The following is a 24,343-nucleotide window of genomic DNA, read 5'->3' as shown; positions in this document are numbered from 1 at the left end:
GCACATTTGTCAATTGAAGTTGACAGATGCAATGTTAGACAGAATGGACACAGGGAGTCGGACTGTCAATTGGGGGCATTCCGGTCTGCCCGCGACGGCGCGAATGCGGTAAAGCAGACCATGCAGGATCGGCGGGTCGTCATCATCGGGGCGGGCATGGGTGGTCTTGCCGCCGCGCTGGACCTTGCCGCGCGGGGCCTCGATGTCACCGTGCTGGAACGGGCCACAGCGCCGGGCGGCAAGATGCGCCAGCTCGCGCCGGGCGGCGCGGCCATGGATGCGGGCCCCACCGTGTTCACCATGCGCCATGTCTTCGAGGGGCTGTTCGACAGCGCGGGCGCGAGCCTTGACGCGCATGTCACCTTGTCGCCCCTGGCTCTTCTGGCGCGCCATGCGTGGCCGGACTCCCCGCGCCTTGACCTTCATGCTGCAATCGAGCCCTCCGCCGACGCGATCGGCGTCTTCGCCGGGGCGGCGGAGGCTCAGCGCTTCCGCGCCTTCGCGGCCGAGACGCGCACGATCTACACCATGCTGGACCGCAGCTTCATGCAGGCGCCAAAGCCCGGCATGCTCGGCCTCACCGCGAACATGATGCGCGATGGCCTGCGCAACCCCTTCGACATGTTCCGGCTCAGGCCGTTCGAGACGATGTGGGATGCGCTGTGCCGCTCTTTCACCGATCCGCGCCTGCGCCAGCTCTTCGGGCGCTACGCCACCTATTGCGGCTCGTCGCCCTTCCTCGCGCCGGCCACGCTGATGCTGGTGGCCCATGCCGAGCAATCGGGCGTGTGGAGCGTGGAGGGGGGCATGCATGCGCTGGCCCGCGCCATCCATGATCTTGCCGTTGTGAAGGGCGCGGCCTTCCGGTTCGGCGTGGATGCCGTGCGCATCCGCACCGGCCCGGGCGGGGTGGACGGTGTGGAGCTGGCCGGCGGCGAAGTGGTGCGGGCGGATGTGGCGATCTTCAATGGAGATTATGCCGCGCTCGGTTCGGGTCTGCTCGGAGAGGCGGCGGCAGGGGGCGTGCCGGCCGCAAGGCGGGAGCGGCGCTCACTGTCGGCCATCGTCAGCTGCCGGCATGCCGGGACAAGCGGGTTCCCGCTGATCCGGCACAATGTCTTCTTCAGCACCGACACCCGCGCCGAGTTCAACCAGTTGCGCGCCGGCGCGGTTCCCGACGAGCCGACCGTCTACATCTGCGCGCAGGACCGCGACGATGGCGGCCTTGCGCAGCCAGGCCCGGAGCGGCTGCTGTGCCTCATCAACGCGCCGGCCAACGGCGACAGCCACGCCTACAACCAGACGGAGATCGCGCGATGCGAAGACAGGGCAGCGCGGCTGATGGCGAGATGCGGCTTGACGCTGCATCAGGGGCCCTTCGCCACAACGACGCCGACGGGCTTCAACGCCCTGTTCCCGGCAACGGGCGGGGGGCTTTACGGACAGGCGAGCCATGGCTGGCAGGCCTCCTTCCTGAGGCCCGGCGCGCGGACGAAGATACCGGGGCTCTATCTCGCGGGAGGGAGCGTTCATCCGGGTCCGGGCGTGCCGATGGCGGCGCTCTCGGGGCGGCTGGCGGCGCAGAGCGTGCTGGCGGACCAGGCTTCGATGCGGCCGTCGCCCCGGGCGGCTATCGCTGGTGGTATGTCGACGCGCTGAGCGATGACGGGCAATACGGGCTTGTGGTCATCGCCTTCGTGGGCAGCGTGTTCTCGCCCTATTACGCGCGCGCCCTGCGCCGCGGGGCGGCCGATCCCGAGCAGCACTGTGCGGTCAACGTGGCGCTTTACGGCAAGGGCGGCCACCACTGGGCGATGACGGAGCGCACGGGCGCCGTGCTGCAGCGCGACGCGGACCGCTTCAGCCTAGGGCCTTCCAGCCTGCGTTGGGATGGACAATCGCTGCACATCGCGGTCAACGAGCGCACCATGCCGTTCATGGGCCGCATCGCGGGCGAGATCGTGCTGACGCCGGAGGCCGTGCTGGGGCAGAGCTTCGCGCTCGACGCCGCAGGTCGGCATTTGTGGCGGCCCATCGCGCCGTCCGCGCGCGTCAGCGTGGCCATGCAGGCGCCCGGGCAGCGCTGGCAGGGACGAGGCTATCTCGACACCAATGCCGGATCGCGCCCCCTCGCGGAGGATTTCACGTCTTGGGACTGGGCGCGGGGCGACACCAGCGCCGGTTCCGTGATCCATTATGATGTGCTCAGGCGGGACGGGACGCGCCTTGACCTGAGCCTCATCGCCCGCGGCGACAGGCTGGAGCCCATCGAGGCGCCGGAGCCTGTGGCGCTCAGGCGCGCCAACTGGCTGATCGGCCGTAATGCGCGCTGCGACGCTGGCGCACGGCCCCAGGTGGCGCTGACGCTTGAGGACACGCCCTTCTACACCCGCTCGATCGTGAAGAGCCGCATTGGCGGGGAGGCCGTCACGCTGATGCATGAGAGCCTTGATCTTGACCGGCTGCGGCGGCGCTGGGTGGAGTTCTTGCTGCCGTTCCGGATGCCGCGCCGCAGCTGAGCGCTCGCTTCAGCGGCGCGTCATCCAGCCCGGCATGGGCGGTGGCGAGAGATCGACATCGGCGCCCTCGCCTGCCGCCGCCCGCTTCTCGCGGTCAAGGCGATCGAGCTTCTTCAGGGACCAGAGCTGATGAAAGCCGAAGGCGAGGAGGCCGCCGAAAAAGGCCGAGAACTCGATGAGCATCAAGGTTCCGATTTCCAACGCGCGCTCCTGCCTTGCTTGCGGCCGCCCGGCGCGGGCGGCATGGTCCGGGGCTTCAGTGCTGCGCCAGCCCCCGAAACGCGGGCGCACCGCGCCGGCCTTCGGTCTCGCGGCGCTTCACGCGCTCGAAAAGCTCTATGACGCCGATGGTGCGGCGCGTAAATCCGCGAAAAGGCCGCAGGAGCTGACCACCCTCGACCGCACGGGGCACCGCCAGGCGCGGCTCGCGCACCACCGCATCGATGAGGAACTGCACCTCGGCCAGCGCCGGATCCTGCGAGTGGTGGCGCAGCAGCCAGCCCGGGCAGCAGGCACGGGCCACCAGGGCCAGCTTGCGCGAGCGTGAAACGACCGCACGGCCGGAGACCGAATCATAGCCGCCGGAGGCGACCAGCCGGCCGATCTCGGCATAGACGAGGCGGGCCGCATGGATCGCGGCGCGGCAATCGGGCGGCAGGTCGCGGATGCCGGCGCAGGAGCGATTGTAAAGCCCGTCCGCCACGCCCAGCAGCCGTCGGACGACGCGGCCGAGCCGCGCATCGAAGACCGGGCGCGCCAGCCAGGCTTCGGGATCGAGCCCCTCCTCCCGCATCCAGTCGCGCGGGAGATAGAGCCGGCCATTGCGCGCATCCTCGCCGACATCGCGGGCGATGTTGGTGAGTTGCATGGCGACGCCCAGATCGCAGGCGCGCGCCAGGGTTCGCGGCGCCCGCGCGCCCATGAGCACGGTCATGAGCACGCCGACCGTGGCCGCGACCCGCGCCGAATAGTCCATCACGGAAGAGAGATCCTCATAGCGCCGGCCTTCAGCATCCCAGGCGAAGCCTTCCAGCAGCGCGTCCATGACCGCGCGCGGCAGGGCGAAGCGCGCCACGGTGACGCTGGCGGCCCTGTCCACCGGGTGATCCTCGGGCAGGCCAGCATAGATGCGGTCGAGCCGGGCATGGAGGCGGATCAGCGCGGGGCCCGGCGCGGCGGATTCATCCACCGCGTCATCGGCCACGCGGCAGAAGGCATAGAGCGCAGTGGCCGGATCGCGCACCGAGCGCGGCAGCAGCAGGGACGCCGCGTGGAAGGATTTCGAGCCGAGGCGCAGCAACTCGCGGCAGGCCTCGATATCGGCGGCGTGCGCCCGGTCAGGCGAAGCGGGAAACATGGGGCACGACCTGATCGAGGATGCGGGCGGAGGTGACGACGCCAGGCAGGCCGGCGCCCGGATGGGTCCCGGCTCCGACAAGGAACAGGTTCTCGATGTCCTCGGACATGTTGTGGGGGCGGAAATAGGCGCTTTGCAGCAGGATCGGCTCAAGCCCGAAGGCGGCGCCGTGGATTGCGTTCAGCTCGTCGCGGAAATCATCTGGCGTCATGATCCGCGAGGTCACGATCTCGTCCTCCAGTCCGGGCAGCAGCGTCTCCGAGAGGCGCTTGGCGATGGCCCGGCGATAGGGCTCGGCCAATTGGCTCCAGTCCGCGCCGCCGGCCAGGTTGGGCACTGGCGAGAGCACATAGAAGCCGTCGCAGCCTTCCGGCGCCATCGAGGGGTCCGTGGCGGTGGGGCGGTGCAGGTAAAGGCTGAAATCGTCGGCCAGCCTCTTGGCGCCAAAGATGTCGTCGAGCAGGGCCTTGTAGCGTGGCCCGAGCACGATCGTGTGGTGAGGCACGGCGTCGTAGCGGCGTTTGGTGCCAAAATACCAGACGAACAGGCTCATCGAATAGCGCGAGCGATCGAGCTTCGCGTCGGTCCACTTGCGGCGCGCATGGGAGGGCAGGAGCTTGCGGTAGGTCCAGGCGCTGTCGGCGTTGGAGACGACGATCTCGGCCTCCAGCCTCTCGCCCGATTCCAGCCTCACGCCGGTGGCGCGTCGCCCATCCAGCGTGATCTCGGCCACCGGGGCCCGATACGTGATCCGGCCGCCCTGACGCTCGATCAGCTTGACCATGCCCTGCGCCACGGTGTGCGTGCCGCCCATGGCGTAGTGCACGCCATGGGTGCGCTCGAGAAAGGCGATGAGCCCGTATATGGCGCTGGCGCTGAAGGGATTGCCGCCGATGAACAGCGGATGGAAGGACAGCGCGATACGGATGCGCTCATCCTTGACGTAGGAGGCCACCAGCGCGTGGATCGAGCGGTAACCCTCCAGCCGCACGATGTCCGGGACCGAGCGGATGAGATCCATCAGCGAGGAATAGGGCACCGTGCCCATCTCCTCGAAGCCGACCTTGTAGAGCAGCTTGCTGCGCTCGAAGAAGCGCTCATAGCCCGCGACATCGCCCGGCGAGAGGCGCGCGATCTCGCGCCGCATGGCTGCGGGGTCGGAGGAGGCATCGAAGGTGGAGCCATCGTCGAAGATCAGGCGGTAGAAGGGCTCCATCGGCACCAGCGTGACATCATCGGCCAGCCGGCCTCCGCAGAAGCTCCAGAGCTCCTCGAAGATGAAGGGCGCGGTGATGATGGTGGGGCCGGAATCGAAGGCGAAGCCATCCTGCCGGAACAGGCGAGCGCGCCCGCCCGGCTGTTCGAGCTTCTCCAGCACCGTGACCTGATAGCCCCGCGCGCAGAGCCGCGCCGCGGCCGCGAGCCCACCGAAGCCCGCGCCGATGACGATGGCGCGCGGCTTGGGCTGGCTCGTGGGCAGGGGATGGCGGACGGGTGCGGTCATGAAGGATTGTCCCTGTGGGGTGTGGCGAAGCCGGATGCGGCGCTGCGGCGCCCGGCGAGGGCCGGCCCGGCGGCGGTGATTTCGCGGCCCTCCGCCGGCGCAAGCGAGAGGGCGCGCCCTTCGAATGCATCCTCGATGAGCCGCACGACAAGCTCCGGCGCTTCCTCATGGGCGAGGTGGCCGAGGCCCTTGAGGCGCAGATGGCGGCTGCCGCCGATCTCGCGCTGCGAGGTGACGGCATCATCGGGCGGGACCATGGCATCCATGGCGCCGACGATGAGCAGCACGGGCGTGTCGACACGGGCGAGGTCACGTTTGAGGCCGGGCAGGTCCCAGTTGGCCATCATGCCCAGCGCCGCGCCGACATGCGCCGGGTTGCGCGCCAGAATGCCATATGTCGCCGCGCCATCGGCATCGATGCGCGAGCCCGTCCGCCTGAGCAGATCGCCTACCACATGGGGATCGCTCGCGCGCCAGGCGAAGAGGCTGGGCACCGCCGGCCAGAGCGCGAGCATCCGTGCGATCGGCGCGAAGACCTGCCCCGCAAGGCCGGCGAACGGTTGCAGGGCGCCATTCACCGAGACGATCAGGCGCGGCGCTATCAGTCCGTCCAGAGCCATGCGCAGCAGGAGCGCGGCGCCGGCCGAATGACCAACACCCAGCGCCGGCTCGACGCCCAGCGCCTTGATGAGCGCTGACAGCGCCCGCGCCATGCCTGGCAGAGACAGCTGGTTGAAGCTCGCGTCACCCGAGAAGCCATGGCCCGGCAGGTCCGGAGCCACCACTGTGAAGCGCCTTGCCAGAGCGGGGGCGACATCCCGCCAGGAATGGGTGCTGGCGCCCGTGCCGTGCAGCAGCAACGCCACCGGGCGCGCCGATTCGAGATCGCCGAGCACCTGCACATGCCAGCGCAGCCCGCCCGCCGCGACGAAGCGGCTTGCATCGCGGTGGGGCCAGTGAGCCCCCTCGACGTCCCAGTCCAGGCGGCGGCTCATCGCGGCACCGGGGCCGGGGCGCCGCTGGCGCGCACCGCCCGCGAGATCATGTCGGAGCTGGCGCGCGGCAGCGGCAGATACAGCGCGCCCATCTCATCGGCGAGCTTGCCGGCGCGGGGCTCGGGGCGCGGGGAATTGTCGACCAGAAGGCTGCGGTGGCCCTGCGCCCTGATCGCCTTGGCGGCGCTCGCGGCTTCATCCTGCGCCTTGGCACGACCGCCGACGCCCTCGCGCGTGACATTGGCCCGGCCGTCCGTGATCAGCACCAGCGTCGGCGTGCGCCCCTTGCGCCGCACCTCGTCGGCCATGAGCCCCGCCGCCATCAGCCCGGCCGCAAGCGGCGTGCCGCCGCCGCCGGGCATGGCCGCCAGTTCCTTCTTGGCGCGGTGCAGCGAGCGGGTGGGCGGCAGGAGAATGTCCGCGCCCGTGCCGCGGAAGGCGATCAGCGCCACCTCGTCGCGCCGGACATAGCAATCGGCCAGCAACAGTTCGACCGCACCCTTGGCCTCGCCCAGCCGCTCAAGCGCGGTGGAGCCCGAGGCGTCCACCACGAAGATGGTGGTGGTCTGCTTCCGGTCGCGGAAGCGGCGGATGCGGAAGTCCTCGCGCCGGATCTCCACCGGCGGGCGCTGGAGCTTGGGGTCGAGCCCGCGCTTGCGCAGCCTCTGCCAGGGCGCTGCGGCGCGCAACGTGTCGAGCAGAGCCAGCCGCACGCCGGAGCGCGGATCGCCGCGCCGGGCGCCAATAGGGCGGCCGCGCCGGATCGTGGCCTGCGCCTCGCCGACCTTGCCGGTCTGGCCTGCGCGCAGGCGCTGCGCTCCGGCCTGAAGCCGCGCCAGAAGCCCCGGCGGCAAGGCGGCCAGCGCGGCCTCCAGCACGGTGTCATCGAGGGCCCGGACCTCGCCCTTGTCGTCATCGGGGGAATCGGGGGGCGTCTCGGGCGGAGGCTCGGGCGGAGGCGGCTCGGCAGCCTGATCCTCCTGCTCAGCCTCGGGCGGCAGATGCAGCGCGCGCGGCGCAATGACCAGACGCGCGGCCAGCGCTGCGTCCTCGTCGGCCACCTCATCGCGCCCCGCGAGCGCGGCGGCAGCGCAGGCGGCCTTGAGCGCAAGGATCGGCACGCGGACAGAACCGACGCCCAGCGCTGCGCAGGCGGCGCACAGCGCCTCAACGAGCCGATCAGCGGCCATGATCCGCGGCAGCCTTGCCTGCGCCGCCTGAACCGAGGCCGCGACATCACCGTTTTCGGTCGGCGCCGCAGACAGGTCGCGATGGCTGAGGGCACGCAGATCGACATGGAACGCCAAGCGCTCCAGGAGCGCGGCGGGCGGGCGCTCATCCTCCGCCAGACCCTCATCCAGCGCGGCGACGCCCAGACGCGCCTCGGCCCTTATGGTGAGGCCATCGCGCTCGGCGGCGACCATGCGGGCATCGAGCGCGGCGGCGATCCCGGCGGCGGCGGCGGCGCGCAGCCGCTCCGCCATGGTGAGGATCAGAGCGCCGCGATGGGCGCGCGCGAGAAGCCCGCGCTGCGCCACGCTGCGGCCAGTGGCGAGCGTGGCGGCAAGATCGAGCCCGCCCAGCAGTTCAGCATCGCCCACATCGGCAGGGGCGCGCAGCACCGGGCCGGCGCCATGGGCGGCGCGGAAGCGCTGAAGCCAGGCATCCCGAACAGGACCCGGTTCCGCGCGGACGAGGACCCCGCCAAGATTGGGATCGACGGCCGCCAGATCGGCGGCCGCGAGCGCGTCCTCCCACAATGTCACGGGACGGGACGCAGGCGCGGGCATCAGCCAAGCACCTCGGCAAGGGCGCGCTCGATGCGGACGCCGGAGCCGACCTCGTCGAGCGGATTGCGGCGCAGCCGATGGCGCAGGGCCGGCATGGCGATGGACTTCACATGGGCCATGGTCGCGGTCCTGGCCTTGTCGAGCGCGGCCACGGCGCGCGCGGCGCGCAGAAGCGTCAGCTCGCCGCGCAGCCCGTCCGTGCCGAGCGCCACGCACAGCTCCGCCACGCGGCGGCGCGTGTCATCCTCGACATCAACGGTGGGCGCCAGCTTCCTGGCGGCGGTGATCTTGCGGCGCAGGCGCTCCTCATCGGCGGCGAAGGCCTCGGCGAAGGCGTCCGGATCGCGGTCGAAGGCATCGCGGCGCTTCACCGCCTCGACGCGCATGGCGATGTCGGTGGGCGTGCGGACATCGACAGAGAGGCCGAACCTGTCAAGCAGCTGGGGACGCAGCTCCCCTTCCTCCGGGTTGCCCGAGCCGATCAGCACGAAGCGCGCCGGATGGCGCACGCTCAGGCCCTCGCGCTCGACGAGGTTCTCTCCTGAGGCCGCCACGTCGAGCAGCAGGTCCACGAGGTGATCCTCGAGCAGGTTGACCTCATCGATGTAGAGAAAGCCGCGGTGGGCGCGCGCCAGCAGGCCGGGCTCGAACGCCTTCTCGCCATGGGCGAGCGCACGCTCGATGTCGAGCGCGCCGACCACCCGGTCCTCGGTGGCGCCAAGCGGCAGGTCCACCACGGGCACAGCCATGGTGCAGGTCTCCCGCCTCGCGCAGTCGCGCCCGCTGCAATGGGGGCAGAGGCCGGCCGTGCGGGCGGGGTCGCAGTGATAGGGGCAGCCCTCGACCGCCTTCATCGGCGGCAGGAGCTGGGCCAGCGCGCGCACGGCGGTGGATTTGCCGGTGCCGCGATCCCCGAAGATCAGCACGCCGCCGATGGTGGGGTCCACGGCCGCCACCAGCAGCGCGCGCTTCATCTCGTCCTGTCCGACGATGGCGGTGAAGGGGAAGGGGAAGGGGCGCGCCATGTCAGGTGCTCCTGATGTCGGAAGGCTGCGCGGGGCCGGCCGCCCCGAAGGGCGGGTTGAGCCGGACGATGGCCAGGTTGAGAGCCCAGGCGATGCTGACCCAGAGAATGTAGGGCGCCAGCAGGAGGCTGGCCGTCGGCGAGATCGGCCAGACATAGAGGATCAAGGCCAGGATCGAGAGCCACAGCGCTCCGGTCTCGATCAGCGCCCAATCGGGACGCCGCCAGCGGAAGAACAGCACGTTCCACAGGATGTTGAGCCCCGCATTCACCGCGAACAGGGCGACCAGCCCGGCGCGGGCGGCACGGCTCTCCGCCCCGACCCAGGCCATCACGGCAGCGGCGACGCAGAGCGTGAAGATGACGGTCCAGACCGGGCCGAAAGCCCAGTTGGGCGGCTTCCAGGCAGGAAAGCGCAGCGAGTGATACCAGGCCCCGATCTCCGTGAGCATGCCGCCCACGGCCGCGACCGCGAAGGCGGCCATTGCGGCCACCAGAATGACCGGCCAGTTGGAGCCGACATAATCACTCATCGCGCGCGCTCTTGAGTTTCCGGATCATGTGCGGGCCAGCCCGATGAGGTGGCCCAGATCCTTGAAGAAGATGCGCACATGCGCCATCGGGTCCTTCCGGACCAGTTCCTTGTTCATGTAGCTTTCCCAGGTCAGGCGCTGGACATCCTTGTCCTTGCAGATCGCCACGAAGCGCTCGCGCAGGCGGTCGTTGCGATACCAGACCCACTGCATGATCCCGAGGATCCAGAAGACGCGGCCATGGGCCTTCATGAAGGCCTTGCGCGCTCCGGCAAGCGCCCGCGCATCGCCCGTGCTAAGCGCGGCATGAACGGCATCGGCGGCAAAACGCGCGCAGGCCATGGCATAGTAGATGCCCTCGCCCGAGGAAGGCGCGACGACGCCGGCGGCATCGCCCACAACGATCACATCCCGGCCATTGTCCCAGCGCTTGAGGGGCTTGAGCGGTATCGGCGCGCCTTCCTTGCGGATGGTCTGCGCGGTGTCGAGCCCCAGATGGCTGCGCAGCTCGGCCACCGAGCCGCGCAGGGAGAAGCCCTTGTTGGCGCTGCCGGTGCCGATGCTCATCGTATCGCCATGGGGGAAGACCCAGGAATAGAAATCCGGCGAGAAGCGGCCGTCATAATGCACATCGCAGCGGGCCGGGTCGTAGGCATCGCTGGCGCCGGCCGGCGCGCGGACGATCTCGTGATAGGCGAAGACGAAGGGGATGCGGTCAGCGCCGGGGATGGCGGCCCGGGCCACGCCCGAGAGCGCGCCATCGGCGCCGATGACGATCCGGGCGCGGATGGCGGCTGCCACGGTCCGGCCCGTCTTCGCGTCGCCTTTGGCCTCGCCCTCGCTGCAGCCATCCTCGCCGGATGGGTCCTCAGCCTGGGCGCGGAGGGTGTAGTGAACGACCGCGACGCCATCGTCATCGCGCGACAGGCTTTCGAAGGAGCCGCGGCGACGCTCCGCGCCGAGGCTGGCGGCGCGTTCGCGCAGCCACTCGTCGAAGCTCTCGCGATTGACCATGCCGACATAGCCGCCCGAATCGATGGGCATGTCCACGAAGCGGCCCGAGGGCGGGATCATGCGGGCCGAGCTGATGCGGGCGCAGAGCAGCTCGTCCGGAATGCGGAAATCCCGGATCAGCCGTGGCGGGATGGCGCCGCCGCACGGCTTGATGCGGCCGGCCTTGTCGAGCAGCAGCACGCTGTGGCCACGGGCGGCAAGATCAGCCGCCGCGGTGGCGCCGGCGGGGCCGCCGCCGACCACGACCACGTCATAGGTTTCATGGGCATCAGCCTTGCGGGCATCGCCTCGGGCGAAGTGCGGAACGGTCATCGGGAAGGCTCCCTGTTGGCCTGGATGGCGATGCTGTGACGGGGTCCGGCGACTGTGGTTGCGGCCGGCTGGGGCGCGGCGGCCCCGAGCGCGGCAACGCGGGCGGCGATGAGCGCTGCAATGAGGAACAGGACGGCCTCGCCCGTGAAGACGGCGGCATAGGCCATGAAGGGCGAGCCGCTGAGCCAGCGCGCCACATCGACCGCGCCTGCGCCGATGAGGCCGCCCGCGCCCATGGCCAGCGCCTGGCCGGCGCCCCAAAGGCCCATGCGCGTGCCCTCCCGCCCGCGCCGCCCGGAGCCGGCCAGCAGCATCATCGAGCCGATGGCCGCGGCGGCATAGATGCCGTTGGCGACGCCCAGGGCAAAGACATTGGCGCGCAGCGGCCAGGCGGGGCCGACATTGGAGGCGATGACCAGCGCGAGCAGCACGATGGCGGACAGCACGCAGCCGGCAATGGTCCAGAAGCCGAGAGAGCCGAGCCGGCCCTTCGCCAGAGGGCCAGCCGCCAATGCGACGAAGATCATGCCAACCAGGACGCCGCCATGTTGCACGCCCGAGAGCTTGGTCGACCCGCCTGGCGTGAAGCCGAAGACGATGCCCGCGAAAGGCTCGAGGATCAGGTCCTGCCCGCTATAGGCCAGCATCGAGATGATGATGAAGAGCGCGAACAGGCGCGCGCGCGGCTCGGCCCAAACCTCGGCGATGGCCGCGCGGAAGGGCATCTCCTGCTCCGCCTCGGACTGCGTCTGCGCCGCAGCCGGGCCCTCGACGCCGGCCACGGCCAGCACGGAGACGAGGAAGGCGAGGCTGCACAGGATCGCTGCGACGGTGATCATGCGGCTTGTCGAGAACGGATCGAGGAAATGGCCTGCGAGGCCAGCCGTGGCGGCAAAGCCGAAGATCATCATCAGCCAGACCAGCGTGGCAGCCGGAGCGCGGCGCTCGGGCGCCACGCGCTTGGCGAGCAGCACCAGCAGCGAGGTGCCCGATGCGCCGACGCCGATGCCGATCAGCACGAAACCGACCAGGGCCAGCGCGATGCCCGCGGCAAGGTTGACGCTCATGAGCGCCGTGGCGAGGGAGGCGACGAAGCCGCCGCCCGCCAGCATGCCCATTCCCCCGACGATCCAGGGCGTGGCGCGCTGGCCCTTGTCGGCACCGAAGCCCCAGCGCGGGCGCAGCACCTGCAACGCATAGTGCAGCCCGACCAGCAGGCCGGGCAGAATCGCCGGCAGGGCCAGCTCCACCACCATGACGCGGTTGAGCGTGGAGGTGGTGAGCACGATGATGGCGCCCAGCGCGGTCTGGACCAGGCCAAGGCGCACGATGCCGATCCAGCTCAGGTCAGGCCGGGACGAGGCGGAACGCATGGGCGACCTCATGACGAACGCAGGGCGAAGGCGGCGGCGAGCATGCCCAGCACGTAAAGCGTGGTGCCCGTGGCATTGTACCAGGCGGCATAGCGGCGCGGATCTGAGAGCAGGCGCGGCATCAGGGCGAGCTGCGCCGCCAGCAGGCCCGCAACCAGCGCCGCGTGCCAGGGGCGGTCGAAGCCCCCGAGCAGGATCACCACCAGAACCTGCGGCAGCGCCATGACCCAGCAGGCCAGCCGAGCAGCTTGCGCCTCGCCCAGTTGCACGGGCAAGGAGCGCACGCCCAGCGCCCGGTCACCTTCCACAGCCTTGAAGTCATTGAGCGTCATGATGCCATGCGCGCCGACGGCATAGATGGCGGCGATGAGGGTGATGCGCCAGTCGGGCGCGGCGGCCGCCATGACCGCGGCGCCGGTGAACCAGGGCAGGCCCTCATAGGAAAAGCCGACGGCGGCATTGCCCCACCAGCCATTCAGCTTGAGGCGCAAGGGCGGCGCGCTATAGGCCCAGGCGAGCGCAAGGCCGAGGACGGCGGCCCAGAAGACCCAGGGGCCGAGCGCCGCCGCGACGAGCAGGGACACCGCCGTCCAGAAGATCGCGATCCACAGGCCCCAGCGGCCAGGAATGCGCCCGGAGGGAATCGGCCGGCCGGGCTCGTTGATGGCGTCCACGTGCCGGTCGAACCAATCGTTCACGGCCTGCGAGGTCGCGCAGACCAGAGGCCCGGCGAGCAGCACGCCCAGAACGATGGCGAACCAGCGCTCCGCAACCGGCAAGCCGGAGGACACAACGCCGCAGCCGAAGGCCCACATCGGCGCAAACCAGGTGATGGGCTTGAACAGCTCCAGCACCGCTGCGGGGCTGGGCAGGGCGCGTGCGTTCACCGGCAAACTGGCGGGGGCGTCGGACATGAAGACGACGCTACATTTGACGCCCGCAGGCGTCAATTTGTGTTTACACCTATACGGCAGGGTTGTCGCGCAGCGCCTGCGAAACGATTGAACCGTCGGTGCGGCTCAATCCTGCCCGGAGAGATCCCCGATGCCGAAGCGGTGGAGCTTGGCGTAGAGACCCTGGCGGCTCAGGCCGAGCATATCGGCGGCGGAGGCGCGGTTGTTGCCGGTCATTTCGAGGGCCGCCTCGATGCAGAGCTTCTCGATGATGTCGCTGGTCTCGCGCACCAGCTCCTTGAGCGGCACGCGGCCGACCAGCTGCTTGAACTCCTCGGCGGAGCGCGGCAGGGCGGACGGCCCAGGCTCCGAACCGGAGCGGCCGGCCGGCCTGATGATGAAGCCAAGATGGTCGGCGGCGTCGCCGATGCCGCCCACGGCTGAAATCTCGACCGTGTCGACCGCGCCATAGGCGCTGCGCAGCACGGTGCTGAAATTGCGGACCACGCCGCCCTCGCGCATCGAGGCCTTCAGGACGTTGAAGTCCACCCCGGCGCGGCCGAGCCATTGATCGAGGTTCTGGCCGACGGCTGCGCCAGCCGTCGCGAGGCCGGCCATGTCGAGGAAGGCGCCGTTGACGCGCTGGAGCGCGCCGGCGGCATCGGTGACGACGAAGGCGTCGGGCAGACGGTCGATGAGGGCTTCGATGGCTGTCGTCGCCGGCCCGTCGCCGCGCTCGCGATCGGAGGGGCCCGTGAGACGGATAAGGAAACAGGCCGCGCCATCCTGCCGGAACAGGGAGGCCTGCGCCGCGACCCGCGCGCCGTTCTCGGCAAGCGTCAGGCCATAGGCAGCGCCGCGGCCGCCATTGCTGGCCACGGTGAGCATGTCCTGCAGGGCGTCGCCACCCTTGTCGGCGAAGAGGCTGGGCAATACGCGTCCGGTGATGCGGCCCGGCGGCAGGCCGATCAGCGCGATCGCGGCCGGATTGGCCTCGGTGATGCGCCGCCCGCTGGAATCGGCAATCAGGATCGGCTCGCCCGTGAGCTGGAACAGCACGCGGTAGCGCGTATCGGCCGCGCGCAGGCGACCATATTCGCGCTCCATCGACTGCTGGAACTGAACGAGCTGCTGCTGGAGCCCGGCGAGCGCGCGCAGGTCACGGCCCACAGCCAGTATCTGGCCGGCATCGTCCAGCTTCATCGCCGAATAGCGGATCGGAACGGTGGCGGCGCCGGCGGCAACGATATGATTGATCTCGCGCAGCCTGCCGGGCAGGCCCGCTGCGGCGTCGGCCAGCAATTGCTGGGCCTTGGGCTTGCTGTCCAGCGACACGGTCTCCAGCCAGGGCCGTCCGAGCCAGGCGCCGAACTCGGAAGGAAGGCGCGCCTCGGCTGCCAGCAGGACATCCCTGACGATCCCGGCCTGATCCATGATGACAGCGACGTCGGCGCTGGCCATGACGATCCGCGCAGCGACCGCGGGGTCGATGTGGACCACCGCATTGGACGGATGGTCGAGCTTCTTCACACTATGAGCCCTCGGAACAGCGCGCAGAACGCGGCGGGGCATTCGTGCGGAGATACAGTGGCGGCCAGACGCTCGGTGGCAGTTATCACGTCGCGACGTGATTTATGTACTTATACAGATAAAGCCAGATGTCGAGGCAACAGTTCCCGCGCCCGCGCGGCGGCCGCGACGCCCTTGCCTACCATCGCATCGGCGCCGGCATAGGCAGACAGCGCTGGCGCAGCCTCGAAGGCGGGACCACCGACCAGAACGACCAGATCCGGATTGGCGGAGGCCGCGCGCAGCCGCATGATCGAGGCGCGCAGCACGTCGGACAGCGAATCATTGCTCAGCGACAGGCCGACCGCATCGAAGCGGCGACGGGAAACCTGATCGATCAGGTCGTCGGCATCGTTGGTGTAGGACAGGCTGGTCTGCCAGCCGGCGTCCTGGAAAACGGCATCCACCACCGCGATCCCGAAGCTGTGCTGTTCGCCCGGGGCGGGAGAGAGAAGGATCGTGGGGCTGTTCGGGCTCGACTGCGTGACAACGCGCTCCCCGCGCAGCGAGTTGAGGATGTTGTGCAGGCGGCCCACCACCATCGTGACATCAGCAAAGCTGCACTCATCATCCTGCCACATGTCGCCAATCATCCGGGCGGCAGGGCCGAGCAGATCGAGATAGATGTCATTGCGCGCGATGCCGCGCGCCAGCAGCACCTCGACCAGCGCGGGCGCGGCATCGATCCCTGCGCTGCGCAGCAGGCGCACGAAGCGCGCCACATCGACCATGCGGATGCTGGCGCTGGTGAAATGAATGTCGCGCTCCCCGCGTTCGGCGTTGAAGCCGCCATCATGCCATGCCTGGGCGGCGGGCGATTCCGCGTCCTGCCCGATCACGCGGTTGGCGGTGATCAGGTTCGGAACGATGTCTCGCTTCACGACGCGGGAGAGCAAGGAAAGGATGTCCTGCTCGAACCGGGACATGCCGCAGGCGCTGCCCGATGAGCCGTCCGGCAAGGAGCAACCGCCGCGGTGGCCGCTCTCCGCATGGGAATCATGCTGAGCCGTCACGCCTTCGGTGTGGCTGGAATAGGTCGAGTCAGACATGGCCAACTCCTTGCTGTTCCCTGTCATCGACGCCCGCCCGGCACGATGGCGGGCACGCTGTGGCAGGTGACAGAAGCGCTCGGGTGACAGGACCCACGCTCACGGCAACCATCTGTTCAAGGATTAACACAGGCCCCCTCCACGGTCCCCCCGGACGACTACGTAGGTAGTCTAAGGCCGGCAAAAATGTAAAGTCAACTTGACGTTCATCGGAATTTACAACAGATTTGGGGACGGGCGCACAGCCGGATCCAGCCCGCCAGCGGGACCAGTGGGAGCTTCGCAGAACATGGGAGGAAGCGTCGAATGAACGGCCGCCATCGCCCATCGCGCGCGCTGCCGCTCTACACCGCCGAGGAGCGCCGCCGGCGCGATGCGTCCCGCTGGACGCTGGTCCAGGGCATCCTCGCGCCGCTCCAGTTCGTCGTGTTCCTCGTCAGCCTCGGGCTCGTGCTGCGCTACCTCGCCACCGGCGAGGGCTTCGCGGCGGCCACCGCCTCGGTCGTTGTCAAGACACTGGTGCTTTACACCATCATGGTCACCGGATCGCTCTGGGAGCACGACGTCTACGGCAAGTATCTGTTCGCGCCCGCCTTCTTCTGGGAGGATGCGGTGAGCATGGTCGTGATCGCGCTGCACACGGCCTATCTCGCCAGCCTTTTCGGCACGTGGCTGAGCCCGGCCGGCCAGATGTGGCTCGCCCTCGCCGCCTACGCCACCTATGTCGTCAACGCCGCGCAGTTCGTGCTGAAGCTCAGGGCCGCCCGTCTCGGCGCCGCCGCCAGCCGGACCGGCATGGCGGAGGCTTCGCCGTGACCGTACACGCGCCCATAGCGCCGGCCGCAGGCTGCTCGGCGCCCGTCGTCGAGCGGCATCGCGGGCAGCATGCCGTGTTCTGCGGCCTGACCGGCATCATCTGGATGCATCGCAAGATCCAGGACGCCTTCTTCCTCGTCGTCGGCTCGCGCACCTGCGCTCACCTGATCCAGTCGGCGGCCGGGGTGATGATCTTCGCCGAGCCGCGCTTCGCCACCGCCATCATCGAGGAGCGTGATCTCGCGGGCATCGCGGACGCCCATGAGGAACTGGACCGCGTGGTGGACCAGCTTCTGGCGCGCCGCCCGGACATTCGCCTGCTCTTCCTCGTCGGGTCCTGCCCATCCGAGGTGATCAAGCTCGATCTCGGCCGCGCGGCGCAGCGGCTGGACAAGCGCTTCAACCCGGACTGCCGGGTGCTGAGCTATTCGGGCAGCGGCATCGAGACGACCTTCACCCAGGGAGAGGATGCCGCGCTCGCGGCGATGGTCCCCGGCCTGCCTGCCTCGCCGGCCGGCGAGGATGCCTCGCTTCTGGTCGTCGGCGCGCTCGCGGATGTGGTCGAGGACCAGTTCCGCCGCCTGTTCGCGCAGATGGGCATCGAGCGCGTCGCGTTCTTCCCGCCGCGTCGTTCCACCGAGATGCCATCCATCGGGCCGGGAACCCGCTTCCTGCTGGCCCAGCCCTTCCTCGCAGAGACGGCGCGTCTGATCGAGGGCCGCGGGGCCGAGCGGCTCGCCGCGCCCTTCCCGCTGGGAGTGGAAGGCACGAGCGCCTGGCTTGCGGCGGCAGCCGCGGCCTTTGGCGTCGATCAGGCGCGCTTCGACGCTGCCATCTCCGCCCCGAAGGCGCGCGCGGTCCATGCCGTGGCGCGCCAGGCGGAGATTCTGGGGGGCAAGAGCATCTTCTTCTTTCCCGATTCGCAGCTTGAGGCGCCGCTGGCGCGCTTCCTCGCCAACGAGGCGGGGATGAGTCTGATCGAGGTTGGCGTGCCCTATCTGCACCGCCAGCATCTGGCCCATGACATGGCGCTGCTGCCCTCCGGCACGCTCATCACCGAAGGCCCCGATGTCGATCAGCAGATCGACCGCTGCCGCGCGGCCCGGCCGGACCTCGTGGTGTGCGGGCTCGGCCTCGCCAACCCGCTGGAGGCCGCTGGGCTCAACACAAAATGGTCGATCGAACTGGTCTTCACCCCGATCCAGGGCTTCGAGCAGGCGGGAGATCTCGCGGAGCTCTTCGCCCGGCCCTTCAACCGCAAGTCGCGGCTGGCGGTGTGACATGCAGCTGACCGTCTGGACCTATGAGGGACCACCCCATATCGGTGCGATCCGCATCGCGACCGCGATGACCGACGTGCATTACGTGCTGCATGCGCCGCAGGGCGACACCTACGCCGACCTGCTCTTCACGATGATCGAGCGGCGGGACCGCCGCACGCCGGTGACATACACCACCTTCCAGGCGCGGGACCTTGGCGGCGACACCGCCGGCATCTTCCAGAAGGCCTGCACCGACGCGCATGAGCGCTTCCGCCCCGCCGCGATGCTGGTGGGCGAATCGTGCACGGCCGAGTTGCTGCAGGACAATCCGGCCGGGCTCGCCGCCGCGCTCGACCTGCCGATCCCGGTCATTCCGCTTGAGCTGCCCTCCTACCAGAAGAAGGAAAACTGGGGCGCGTCCGAAACCTTCTACCGGCTGTGCCGCGCGCTGCTCAGCGCCCGCGCCCAGGGCTTCGAACGGCCGGCGCGGGTGGCCGGCGCGCGGCCGCGCTGCAACCTTCTGGGCCCGACAGCCCTGGGATTTCGCCATCGCGACGACATCACCGAGGTCACGAGGCTGCTTGGCCGGATCGGGGTGGACGTGAACGTGGTGGCCCCGCTCGACGCCTCCGCCGCCGACATCGCCCGCATTCCCGATGCCGACTTCAACATCTCGCTTTATCCCGAGATCGCGGACGTGACGGCGCGCTGGCTGGAGAAGACCTTCCGCCAGCCGCTCATCCGCACGGTGCCGATCGGCGTGGGCGCCACGCGCGACTTCATCGCCGAGGTCATCGCCGTCGCGGGCCTCGATCCGGCCATCGCCGATGCGGTGACGCCATCGCGGCTGCCCTGGTATTCGCGCTCGGTCGATTCCACCTACCTCACCGGCAAGCGCGTCTTCATCTTCGGCGACGCCACCCATGTGCTGGCGGCCGCACGCATCGCGTCGGAGGAGATGGCCTTCACGGTCGTGGGCATCGGCACTTACACCCGCGAGTTCGCCCGCGAAGTCCGGGCGCTCGCCACGAAGCTCGGCGTCGAGGCGCTGATCTCCGATGATTACCTCGAGGTCGAGGCCCGCATCCAGGAGTTGCAGCCAGAGCTCGTGCTCGGCACGCAGATGGAGCGCCATATCGCCAAGCGCCTGCGCATCGGCTGCGCGGTGATCTCCGCGCCCGTGCATGTGCAGGATTTCCCCGCGCGCTACTCGCCCCAGATGGGCTTCGAGGGCGCGAACGTGATCTTCGACACCTGGGTCCATCCGCTGATGATGGGCCTTGAAGAACATCTGATCGGCATGTTCCGCGGCGATTTCGAGTTCGCGGACGGCGCGACCCCCAGCCATCTGGGCGCGGGCCATGGCTCGCACACGAATTCCCGCGCCGAACCTGCGACCGGGCTGCCGGCGGTCACGGCCATGCCGCCAGCGCCCGAGCCGCAGGCAGCGGAGCCGGCCGCTCCGGTCGCGGCCCACACGCTTTTGTCGCCCGTTCTGCCGCCCATCACGGGCGCATCGATCATCTGGGCCGCGGATGCCGAACAGGAACTGAGGAAAATCCCGTTCTTCGTGCGGGGCAAGGCGAGACGGAACACTGAACGCTTCGCAAGCGAGCGCGGCGTGGGCCTCATCACCGTGGACACATTGTACGATGCTAAAGCTCACTTCGGCCGATAACACGGCGCGGGCGGTCACGCCCGTCAGGGTGGTGATCGTGACGCTCGACAGTCATCTGGCGAGCGCCTGCGAACGCGCCCGCGAAACGCTCAGGCGCGACCTGCCGGGCCTGTCGCTGACGCTGCACGCCGCAGCCGAATGGGAGCACGACCCCTCCGCGCTGGACCGATGCAAGGCCGACATCGCGACGGGCGACATCATCCTCGTGACAATGCTGTTCATGGAGGATCACATCCAGCCGGTGATGCCGGCGCTCATGGCTCGCCGCGAGAGCTGCGACGCCATGGTGGCCTGCATGTCCGCGGCCGAAGTGGCGCGGCTGACCCGCATGGGCCGCTTCCAGCCCGGAAAGGGCGGCGGCGGGCCGCTCGCCTTCCTCAAGAAGCTGCGCGGCAAGACCGGACCCGGCCAGGATTCGAGCGCCGGCGCCCGGCAGATGAGCATGCTGCGCCGCCTGCCCAAGATCCTGCGCTTCATCCCGGGCACCGCCCAGGATGTGCGCGCCTATTTCCTGACCCTGCAATACTGGCTCGCGGGCTCGGACGACAATGTCGTGTCGATGGTGCGCTTCCTTGTGGACCGCTATGCCGACGGCCCGCGCGCCCATTTCCGCGGCAAGCTCAAGGCCGCCGACCCGGTCGAGTATCCGGAGGTCGGGGTCTATCATCCGCGTCTCGCCTCGCGCATGGCAGAGTCCGCGCAGGCGCTGCCCCGCCGCGCCGATCGGCGCGGCACGGTGGGCCTCATCCTGCTCAGGTCCTACCTGCTCGCCGGCAACAGCGCCCATTATGAAGGCGTGATCGCCGCGCTAGAGGCGCGCGGGCTCGATGTCATCCCTGCCTTCGCCAGCGGGCTCGACGCGCGCCCGGCCATCGAGCGCTTCTTCGCGCCGCAGGGCCGCGTGGCCGTCGATGCGGTGGTCTCCCTCACCGGCTTCTCGCTCGTGGGGGGGCCCGCCTACAATGATGCGCGCGCGGCCGAAAAGACGCTGGCCGCGCTGGACGTGCCGTATCTGTCGGTGACGCCGGTCGAGTTCCAGAGCATCGAGGAATGGGCCGGGTCGGCACGCGGGCTGCTGCCCGTCGAGGCCACGATGATGGTCGCAATTCCGGAGCTCGACGGCGCGACCGGCCCCATGGTCTTCGGCGGCCGCGGCGGCGGGGAGCAGAAGCAGTGCGACGGCTGCGAGCGGCGCTGCACCTTCGAAGGCGCAATCGGCGCGCGCAATGTGCAGTCCTGCGCCAACCGCGCCGCGCTTCTGGCTGCCCGCGTCGACAGGCTGGTGAGCCTGCGCAAGCGCAGCCGGCACGAGCGCAAGGTGGCGATCACGATCTTCAACTTCCCGCCCAATGCCGGCAATGTCGGCACGGCGGCCTATCTCTCCGTGTTCGAATCGCTCTTCAACGTGCTCGGCGCGATGAAGACGGGCGGCTACCAGGTGGCGATGCCGGCCTCTGTCGAGGCGCTGCGCGATTGCATCCTGATCGGCAATGCCGCGCGTTTCGGCGCGAGCGCCAACGTCATGGCCCGCATTCCCACCACGGAGCATGTGCGGCGCGAGACCCATCTGGCCGAGATCGAGAAGCAGTGGGGCCCGGCGCCGGGCCGCCAGCAGGCCGACGGCGCAAGCATCCACGTGCTGGGCGCCGCCTTCGGCAATGTGATGATCGGCATCCAGCCGGGCTTCGGCTATGAGGGCGACCCGATGCGCCTTCTGTTCGAGAAGGGCTTCGCGCCCACCCATGCCTTCTCGGCGTATTACCGCTATCTGCGTGAGGATTTCGGCGCGGATGCGGTGCTCCATTTCGGTACCCACGGGGCGCTCGAGTTCATGCCCGGCAAGCAGGTCGGCCTGTCCAGCGCCTGCTGGCCCGAGCGGCTGATCGGGGACCTGCCGAACATCTATCTGTATGCCGCCAACAACCCGTCCGAAGGAGCTTTGGCCAAGCGCCGCGCCGCCGCGACGCTGATCAGCTACCTCACTCCGGCCGTGGCGCAGGCCGGGCTCTATCGCGGCCTCGTGGAGCTGAAGTCCTCGCTCGACCGCTGGCGCTCGATGCTGCCGGAGCAGGCCGGAGAGCGCGAGGATCTCGCGGACCTCATCCAGGCGCAGGCCGCAAAGGTGGATCTCGCCGTCGCCGAGCCGCAATGGCTCGATCCCGACAGCATGATCGGCAAGCTGACCGAACAGGTGCTGGAACTCGAATATGCGCTGATCCCGCATGGGCTTCACGTGGTCGGCGAGGCGCTATCGACCGATGAGCGGGCGGACATGCTCTCATCCATCGCCGACGCCCATCACGGCGTGCGCCTGCCGCGCGAGTTGGCGCTGGCCATCGCCCGCCGCGATGCCGTGAAGGACAGCCCGGCCGGCCTCACGCCCGAGCTTCTGGCCGAGCTGATCGGCACCAACCACCTGCTCGACCAGCAGACGGAGCTTGGCGGCCTCCTCGACGCGCTGGACGGGCGCTACATCCGGCCAGCGCCGGGCGGCGATCTGATCCGCAATGCCGCGATCCTGCCCACGGGCCGCAACCTGCACGGCTTCGATCCGTTCCGCCTGCCCAGCGCCTTCGCTGTCGCTGATGGCGCGCGTCAGGCCAGGCGCCTGCTCGACCGGCACATGGAAGGCGGCAAGGCGCTGCCCGAATCGATCGCGCTGGTCCTGTGGGGCACGGACAACCTCAAGACCGAAGGCGGGCCGATCGCCCAGGCGCTGGCGCTGATGGGCGCGCGGCCGCATTTCGACAGCTATGGGCGGCTGTGCGGGGCGGAGCTCGTTCCGGCTGCGGAGCTGGCCCATCCGCGCATCGATGTGGTGATGACCCTGTCGGGCATCTTCCGGGATCTGCTGCCGCTGCAGATCAGGCTTCTCGCCGACGCAGCCTTCCTGGCCGCCTCCGCCGACGAGCCGCTGGAGCGCAACTTCGTGCGCAAGCATGCGCTCGCCTACATGGCCGAACACAATTGCGACCTCGAGACGGCCGCGCTTCGCGTGTTCTCCAACGCCGACGGCACCTATGGCGCCAACGTCAACTTCCTCGTCCAGTCCTCCACCTTCGACGACGAGGACGAGCTGGCCGAGACCTACACGCGGCGCAAATGCTTCGCCTATGGCCGCAAGGGCACGGCGGAGCGCCGCTCGGAGCTTCTGCAATCGGTGCTCGCCGATGTAGAGCTGACCTACCAGAACCTCGATTCCGTCGAGCTCGGCGTCACCACGGTGGACCAGTATTTCGACACGCTGGGCGGCATCAGCCGCGCGGTGCGCCGGGCGCGCAAGGAAGCGGTGCCGGTCTACATCGGCGACCAGACCGCAGGCCCCGGTGTGGTGCGCACGCTCAGCGAGCAGGTGGCGCTGGAGGCGCGCACCCGCATCCTCAACCCGAAATGGTACGAGGGCATGCTCAAGCATGGCTATGAGGGCGTGCGCCAGATCGAGGAGCATGTCGCCAACACCGTGGGCTGGTCGGCCACCACGGGCGAGGTTGCGCCCTGGGTCTACCAGCAGGTCACCGAGCTTTACGTGCTCGACCCCACCATGCGCGAACGTCTCGCCTCGCTGAACACCACCGCCTCGGCCCGGCTCGCGAACCGGCTGATCGAGGCGCATCAACGCAAGTACTGGACCCCCGATCAAGAGACGCTGGACGCCCTGCAGGAAGCAGGCGAAGCGCTCGAGGATCGGCTCGAAGGCGTGGTCACGCCAGCAACATCTTCCGGGAGAGCCGCATGAGCACCTTCGAACTGCCGATCAGGAACCCCGTGGCCCGACGGCCCGGCAAGGGCGACGGCGAAGGCTCGGTGCAGGTCCACATGGACGCGGCACAGGACCTGGGCACTGCAAAGGTCTTCGCGGTCTACGGCAAGGGCGGGATCGGCAAGTCCACCACCTCGTCGAACCTCTCGGTCGCCTTCTCCAAGCTCGGCAAGCGCGTGCTGCAGATCGGCTGCGACCCCAAGCACGACTCGACCTTCACCCTCACAAAGAGCCTGATCCCCACCGTGATCGACGTGCTCGAGACGGTGAACTTCCATTCCGAGGAGCTGCGGCGCGAGGACTTCGTGTTCGAGGGCTACAATGGCGTGATGTGCGTGGAGGCGGGCGGGCCGCCCGCCGGCACGGGCTGCGGCGGCTATGTCGTGGGACAGACGGTGAAGCTGCTGAAGGAGCATCACCTGCTCGACGACACGGATGTGGTGATCTTCGACGTGTTGGGCGATGTGGTGTGCGGCGGCTTCGCGGCGCCGCTTCAGCATGCGGAGCGCGCCGTCATCGTGGCGGCGAATGACTTCGACTCGATCTTCGCCATGAACCGCATCGTCGCGGCCATCCGGGCCAAGTCGAAGAACTATGACGTGCGCGTCGGCGGCGTGATCGTGAACCGCTCCGAAGGCACCGACCAGATCGACAAGTTCAACGCCGCCGCCGGCACCGAGACGCTGGCGCACTTCCCCAATCTCGACGCGATCCGCCGCTCGCGGCTGAAGAAGGCCACCCTGTTCGAGATGGAGGAGACGCCCGAAATCCTCGCCGTGCAGCGCGAGTATCTCAAGCTCGCCGCCGCCCTCTGGGCCGGCAATGAGGGCCTCGTGGTCAATCCGCTCAAGGATCGCGAGATCTTCGACCTGCTCGGCTTCGATTGAGGGCGCAC

Annotated in this window: 18 protein-coding genes and 1 pseudogene; 7 read left to right on the top strand and 12 right to left on the bottom strand. The window is 69.3% G+C overall.

Features of this window, described 5'->3' with window-relative positions:
* Positions 1-120: 120 nt before the first annotated feature.
* Positions 121-1,659, top strand: a complete 1,539-nt coding sequence (gene crtI, locus HEQ16_06285; protein ID MCO4053656.1) for a phytoene desaturase — start codon at positions 121-123, stop codon at positions 1,657-1,659.
* Positions 1,605-2,519, top strand: a pseudogene (locus HEQ16_06280) (carotenoid 1,2-hydratase). Before crtI ends, HEQ16_06280 begins: the two are co-directional and overlap by 55 nt.
* A 9-nt stretch (positions 2,520-2,528) precedes the next feature.
* Here HEQ16_06280 and HEQ16_06275 read toward each other — a convergent pair.
* From HEQ16_06275 to HEQ16_06220, 12 genes are all read right to left on the bottom strand, one after another.
* Positions 2,529-2,720, bottom strand: a complete 192-nt coding sequence (locus tag HEQ16_06275; protein ID MCO4053655.1) for a hypothetical protein — start codon at positions 2,718-2,720, stop codon at positions 2,529-2,531.
* A gap of 55 nt (positions 2,721-2,775) precedes the next feature.
* Positions 2,776-3,876 (bottom strand): phytoene/squalene synthase family protein, encoded by a 1,101-nt coding sequence (locus tag HEQ16_06270; protein MCO4053654.1) that lies wholly within the window; start codon positions 3,874-3,876, stop codon positions 2,776-2,778.
* Positions 3,857-5,380, bottom strand: coding sequence for a phytoene desaturase (locus HEQ16_06265; GenBank protein ID MCO4053653.1), 1,524 nt, complete (start codon positions 5,378-5,380; stop codon positions 3,857-3,859). Before HEQ16_06265 ends, HEQ16_06270 begins: the two co-directional genes overlap by 20 nt.
* Positions 5,377-6,375: an alpha/beta fold hydrolase gene (locus tag HEQ16_06260; GenBank protein ID MCO4053652.1), complete on the bottom strand. Its 999-nt coding sequence runs from the start codon at positions 6,373-6,375 to the stop codon at positions 5,377-5,379. The genes HEQ16_06265 and HEQ16_06260 overlap by 4 nt, the downstream gene beginning before the upstream one ends.
* Positions 6,372-8,165 carry a magnesium chelatase subunit D gene (locus HEQ16_06255; protein ID MCO4053651.1) on the bottom strand — a complete coding sequence of 598 codons (1,794 nt, stop codon included), beginning with the start codon at positions 8,163-8,165 and terminating at the stop codon, positions 6,372-6,374. Before HEQ16_06255 ends, HEQ16_06260 begins: the two co-directional genes overlap by 4 nt.
* On the bottom strand, positions 8,165-9,190 hold the full coding sequence (gene bchI / locus HEQ16_06250; GenBank protein MCO4053650.1) for a magnesium chelatase ATPase subunit I: 1,026 nt from the start codon (positions 9,188-9,190) through the stop codon (positions 8,165-8,167). The genes HEQ16_06255 and bchI overlap by 1 nt, the downstream gene beginning before the upstream one ends.
* 1 nt (position 9,191) lies before the next feature.
* Positions 9,192-9,722 (bottom strand): tryptophan-rich sensory protein, encoded by a 531-nt coding sequence (locus HEQ16_06245; protein ID MCO4053649.1) that lies wholly within the window; start codon positions 9,720-9,722, stop codon positions 9,192-9,194.
* Between the two features lie 24 nt (positions 9,723-9,746).
* Entirely contained in the window at positions 9,747-11,048 is a 1,302-nt protein-coding gene (locus HEQ16_06240) for a geranylgeranyl diphosphate reductase (GenBank protein ID MCO4053648.1), read from the bottom strand.
* Positions 11,045-12,421, bottom strand: a complete 1,377-nt coding sequence (locus tag HEQ16_06235) for a BCD family MFS transporter (protein MCO4053647.1) — start codon at positions 12,419-12,421, stop codon at positions 11,045-11,047. The genes HEQ16_06240 and HEQ16_06235 overlap by 4 nt, the downstream gene beginning before the upstream one ends.
* Positions 12,422-12,429: 8 nt before the next feature.
* Positions 12,430-13,335 (bottom strand): chlorophyll synthase ChlG, encoded by a 906-nt coding sequence (chlG, locus tag HEQ16_06230; GenBank protein ID MCO4053646.1) that lies wholly within the window; start codon positions 13,333-13,335, stop codon positions 12,430-12,432.
* A gap of 105 nt (positions 13,336-13,440) precedes the next feature.
* A complete protein-coding gene (gene ppsR, locus HEQ16_06225; GenBank protein ID MCO4053645.1) occupies positions 13,441-14,844 on the bottom strand; it encodes a transcriptional regulator PpsR in 1,404 nt (467 codons plus the stop codon).
* A 110-nt stretch (positions 14,845-14,954) separates the two neighbouring features.
* Positions 14,955-15,932, bottom strand: a complete 978-nt coding sequence (locus HEQ16_06220; GenBank protein MCO4053644.1) for a cobalamin B12-binding domain-containing protein — start codon at positions 15,930-15,932, stop codon at positions 14,955-14,957.
* Between the two features lie 306 nt (positions 15,933-16,238).
* On the opposite strand from HEQ16_06220, the gene bchF reads away from it, so the two are divergent.
* The 5 genes from bchF to HEQ16_06195 are packed head-to-tail and all read left to right on the top strand — an operon-like array spanning position 16,239 to position 24,335.
* Positions 16,239-16,748: a 2-vinyl bacteriochlorophyllide hydratase gene (bchF, locus tag HEQ16_06215; protein MCO4053643.1), complete on the top strand. Its 510-nt coding sequence runs from the start codon at positions 16,239-16,241 to the stop codon at positions 16,746-16,748.
* Positions 16,745-18,028 (top strand): ferredoxin:protochlorophyllide reductase (ATP-dependent) subunit N, encoded by a 1,284-nt coding sequence (locus HEQ16_06210; GenBank protein ID MCO4053642.1) that lies wholly within the window; start codon positions 16,745-16,747, stop codon positions 18,026-18,028. Before bchF ends, HEQ16_06210 begins: the two co-directional genes overlap by 4 nt.
* Position 18,029: 1 nt before the next feature.
* On the top strand, positions 18,030-19,688 hold the full coding sequence (locus HEQ16_06205; protein MCO4053641.1) for a ferredoxin:protochlorophyllide reductase (ATP-dependent) subunit B: 1,659 nt from the start codon (positions 18,030-18,032) through the stop codon (positions 19,686-19,688).
* Positions 19,663-23,424 carry a magnesium chelatase subunit H gene (locus HEQ16_06200; GenBank protein MCO4053640.1) on the top strand — a complete coding sequence of 1,254 codons (3,762 nt, stop codon included), beginning with the start codon at positions 19,663-19,665 and terminating at the stop codon, positions 23,422-23,424. Before HEQ16_06205 ends, HEQ16_06200 begins: the two co-directional genes overlap by 26 nt.
* Positions 23,421-24,335: a ferredoxin:protochlorophyllide reductase (ATP-dependent) iron-sulfur ATP-binding protein gene (locus HEQ16_06195; protein MCO4053639.1), complete on the top strand. Its 915-nt coding sequence runs from the start codon at positions 23,421-23,423 to the stop codon at positions 24,333-24,335. Before HEQ16_06200 ends, HEQ16_06195 begins: the two co-directional genes overlap by 4 nt.
* Positions 24,336-24,343 lie beyond the last annotated feature (8 nt).

Origin of the sequence: Bosea sp. (in: a-proteobacteria) (assembly GCA_023910605.1) — a bacterium.
Taxonomy (GTDB): domain Bacteria; phylum Pseudomonadota; class Alphaproteobacteria; order Rhizobiales; family Beijerinckiaceae; genus Allobosea.
This window is presented reverse-complemented; position numbering and strand designations above follow the sequence as displayed.

Bases quoted from the DNA above. Each gene is read 5' to 3' on its own strand.
- HEQ16_06195 (MCO4053639.1), top strand. From the start codon at position 23,421: ATGAGCACCTTCGAACTGCCGATCAGGAACCCCGTGGCCCGACGGCCC.
- HEQ16_06255 (MCO4053651.1), bottom strand. From the start codon at position 8,165: ATGCCCGCGCCTGCGTCCCGTCCCGTGACATTGTGGGAGGACGCGCTC.
- HEQ16_06200 (MCO4053640.1), top strand. From the start codon at position 19,663: ATGCTAAAGCTCACTTCGGCCGATAACACGGCGCGGGCGGTCACGCCC.
- HEQ16_06245 (MCO4053649.1), bottom strand. From the start codon at position 9,722: ATGAGTGATTATGTCGGCTCCAACTGGCCGGTCATTCTGGTGGCCGCA.
- bchI (MCO4053650.1), bottom strand. From the start codon at position 9,190: ATGGCGCGCCCCTTCCCCTTCCCCTTCACCGCCATCGTCGGACAGGAC.
- HEQ16_06220 (MCO4053644.1), bottom strand. From the start codon at position 15,932: ATGTCTGACTCGACCTATTCCAGCCACACCGAAGGCGTGACGGCTCAG.
- crtI (MCO4053656.1), top strand. From the start codon at position 121: ATGCAGGATCGGCGGGTCGTCATCATCGGGGCGGGCATGGGTGGTCTT.
- bchF (MCO4053643.1), top strand. From the start codon at position 16,239: ATGAACGGCCGCCATCGCCCATCGCGCGCGCTGCCGCTCTACACCGCC.
- HEQ16_06265 (MCO4053653.1), bottom strand. From the start codon at position 5,380: ATGACCGCACCCGTCCGCCATCCCCTGCCCACGAGCCAGCCCAAGCCG.
- chlG (MCO4053646.1), bottom strand. From the start codon at position 13,335: ATGTCCGACGCCCCCGCCAGTTTGCCGGTGAACGCACGCGCCCTGCCC.
- HEQ16_06270 (MCO4053654.1), bottom strand. From the start codon at position 3,876: ATGTTTCCCGCTTCGCCTGACCGGGCGCACGCCGCCGATATCGAGGCC.
- HEQ16_06240 (MCO4053648.1), bottom strand. From the start codon at position 11,048: ATGACCGTTCCGCACTTCGCCCGAGGCGATGCCCGCAAGGCTGATGCC.
- HEQ16_06205 (MCO4053641.1), top strand. From the start codon at position 18,030: ATGCAGCTGACCGTCTGGACCTATGAGGGACCACCCCATATCGGTGCG.
- HEQ16_06235 (MCO4053647.1), bottom strand. From the start codon at position 12,421: ATGCGTTCCGCCTCGTCCCGGCCTGACCTGAGCTGGATCGGCATCGTG.
- HEQ16_06260 (MCO4053652.1), bottom strand. From the start codon at position 6,375: ATGAGCCGCCGCCTGGACTGGGACGTCGAGGGGGCTCACTGGCCCCAC.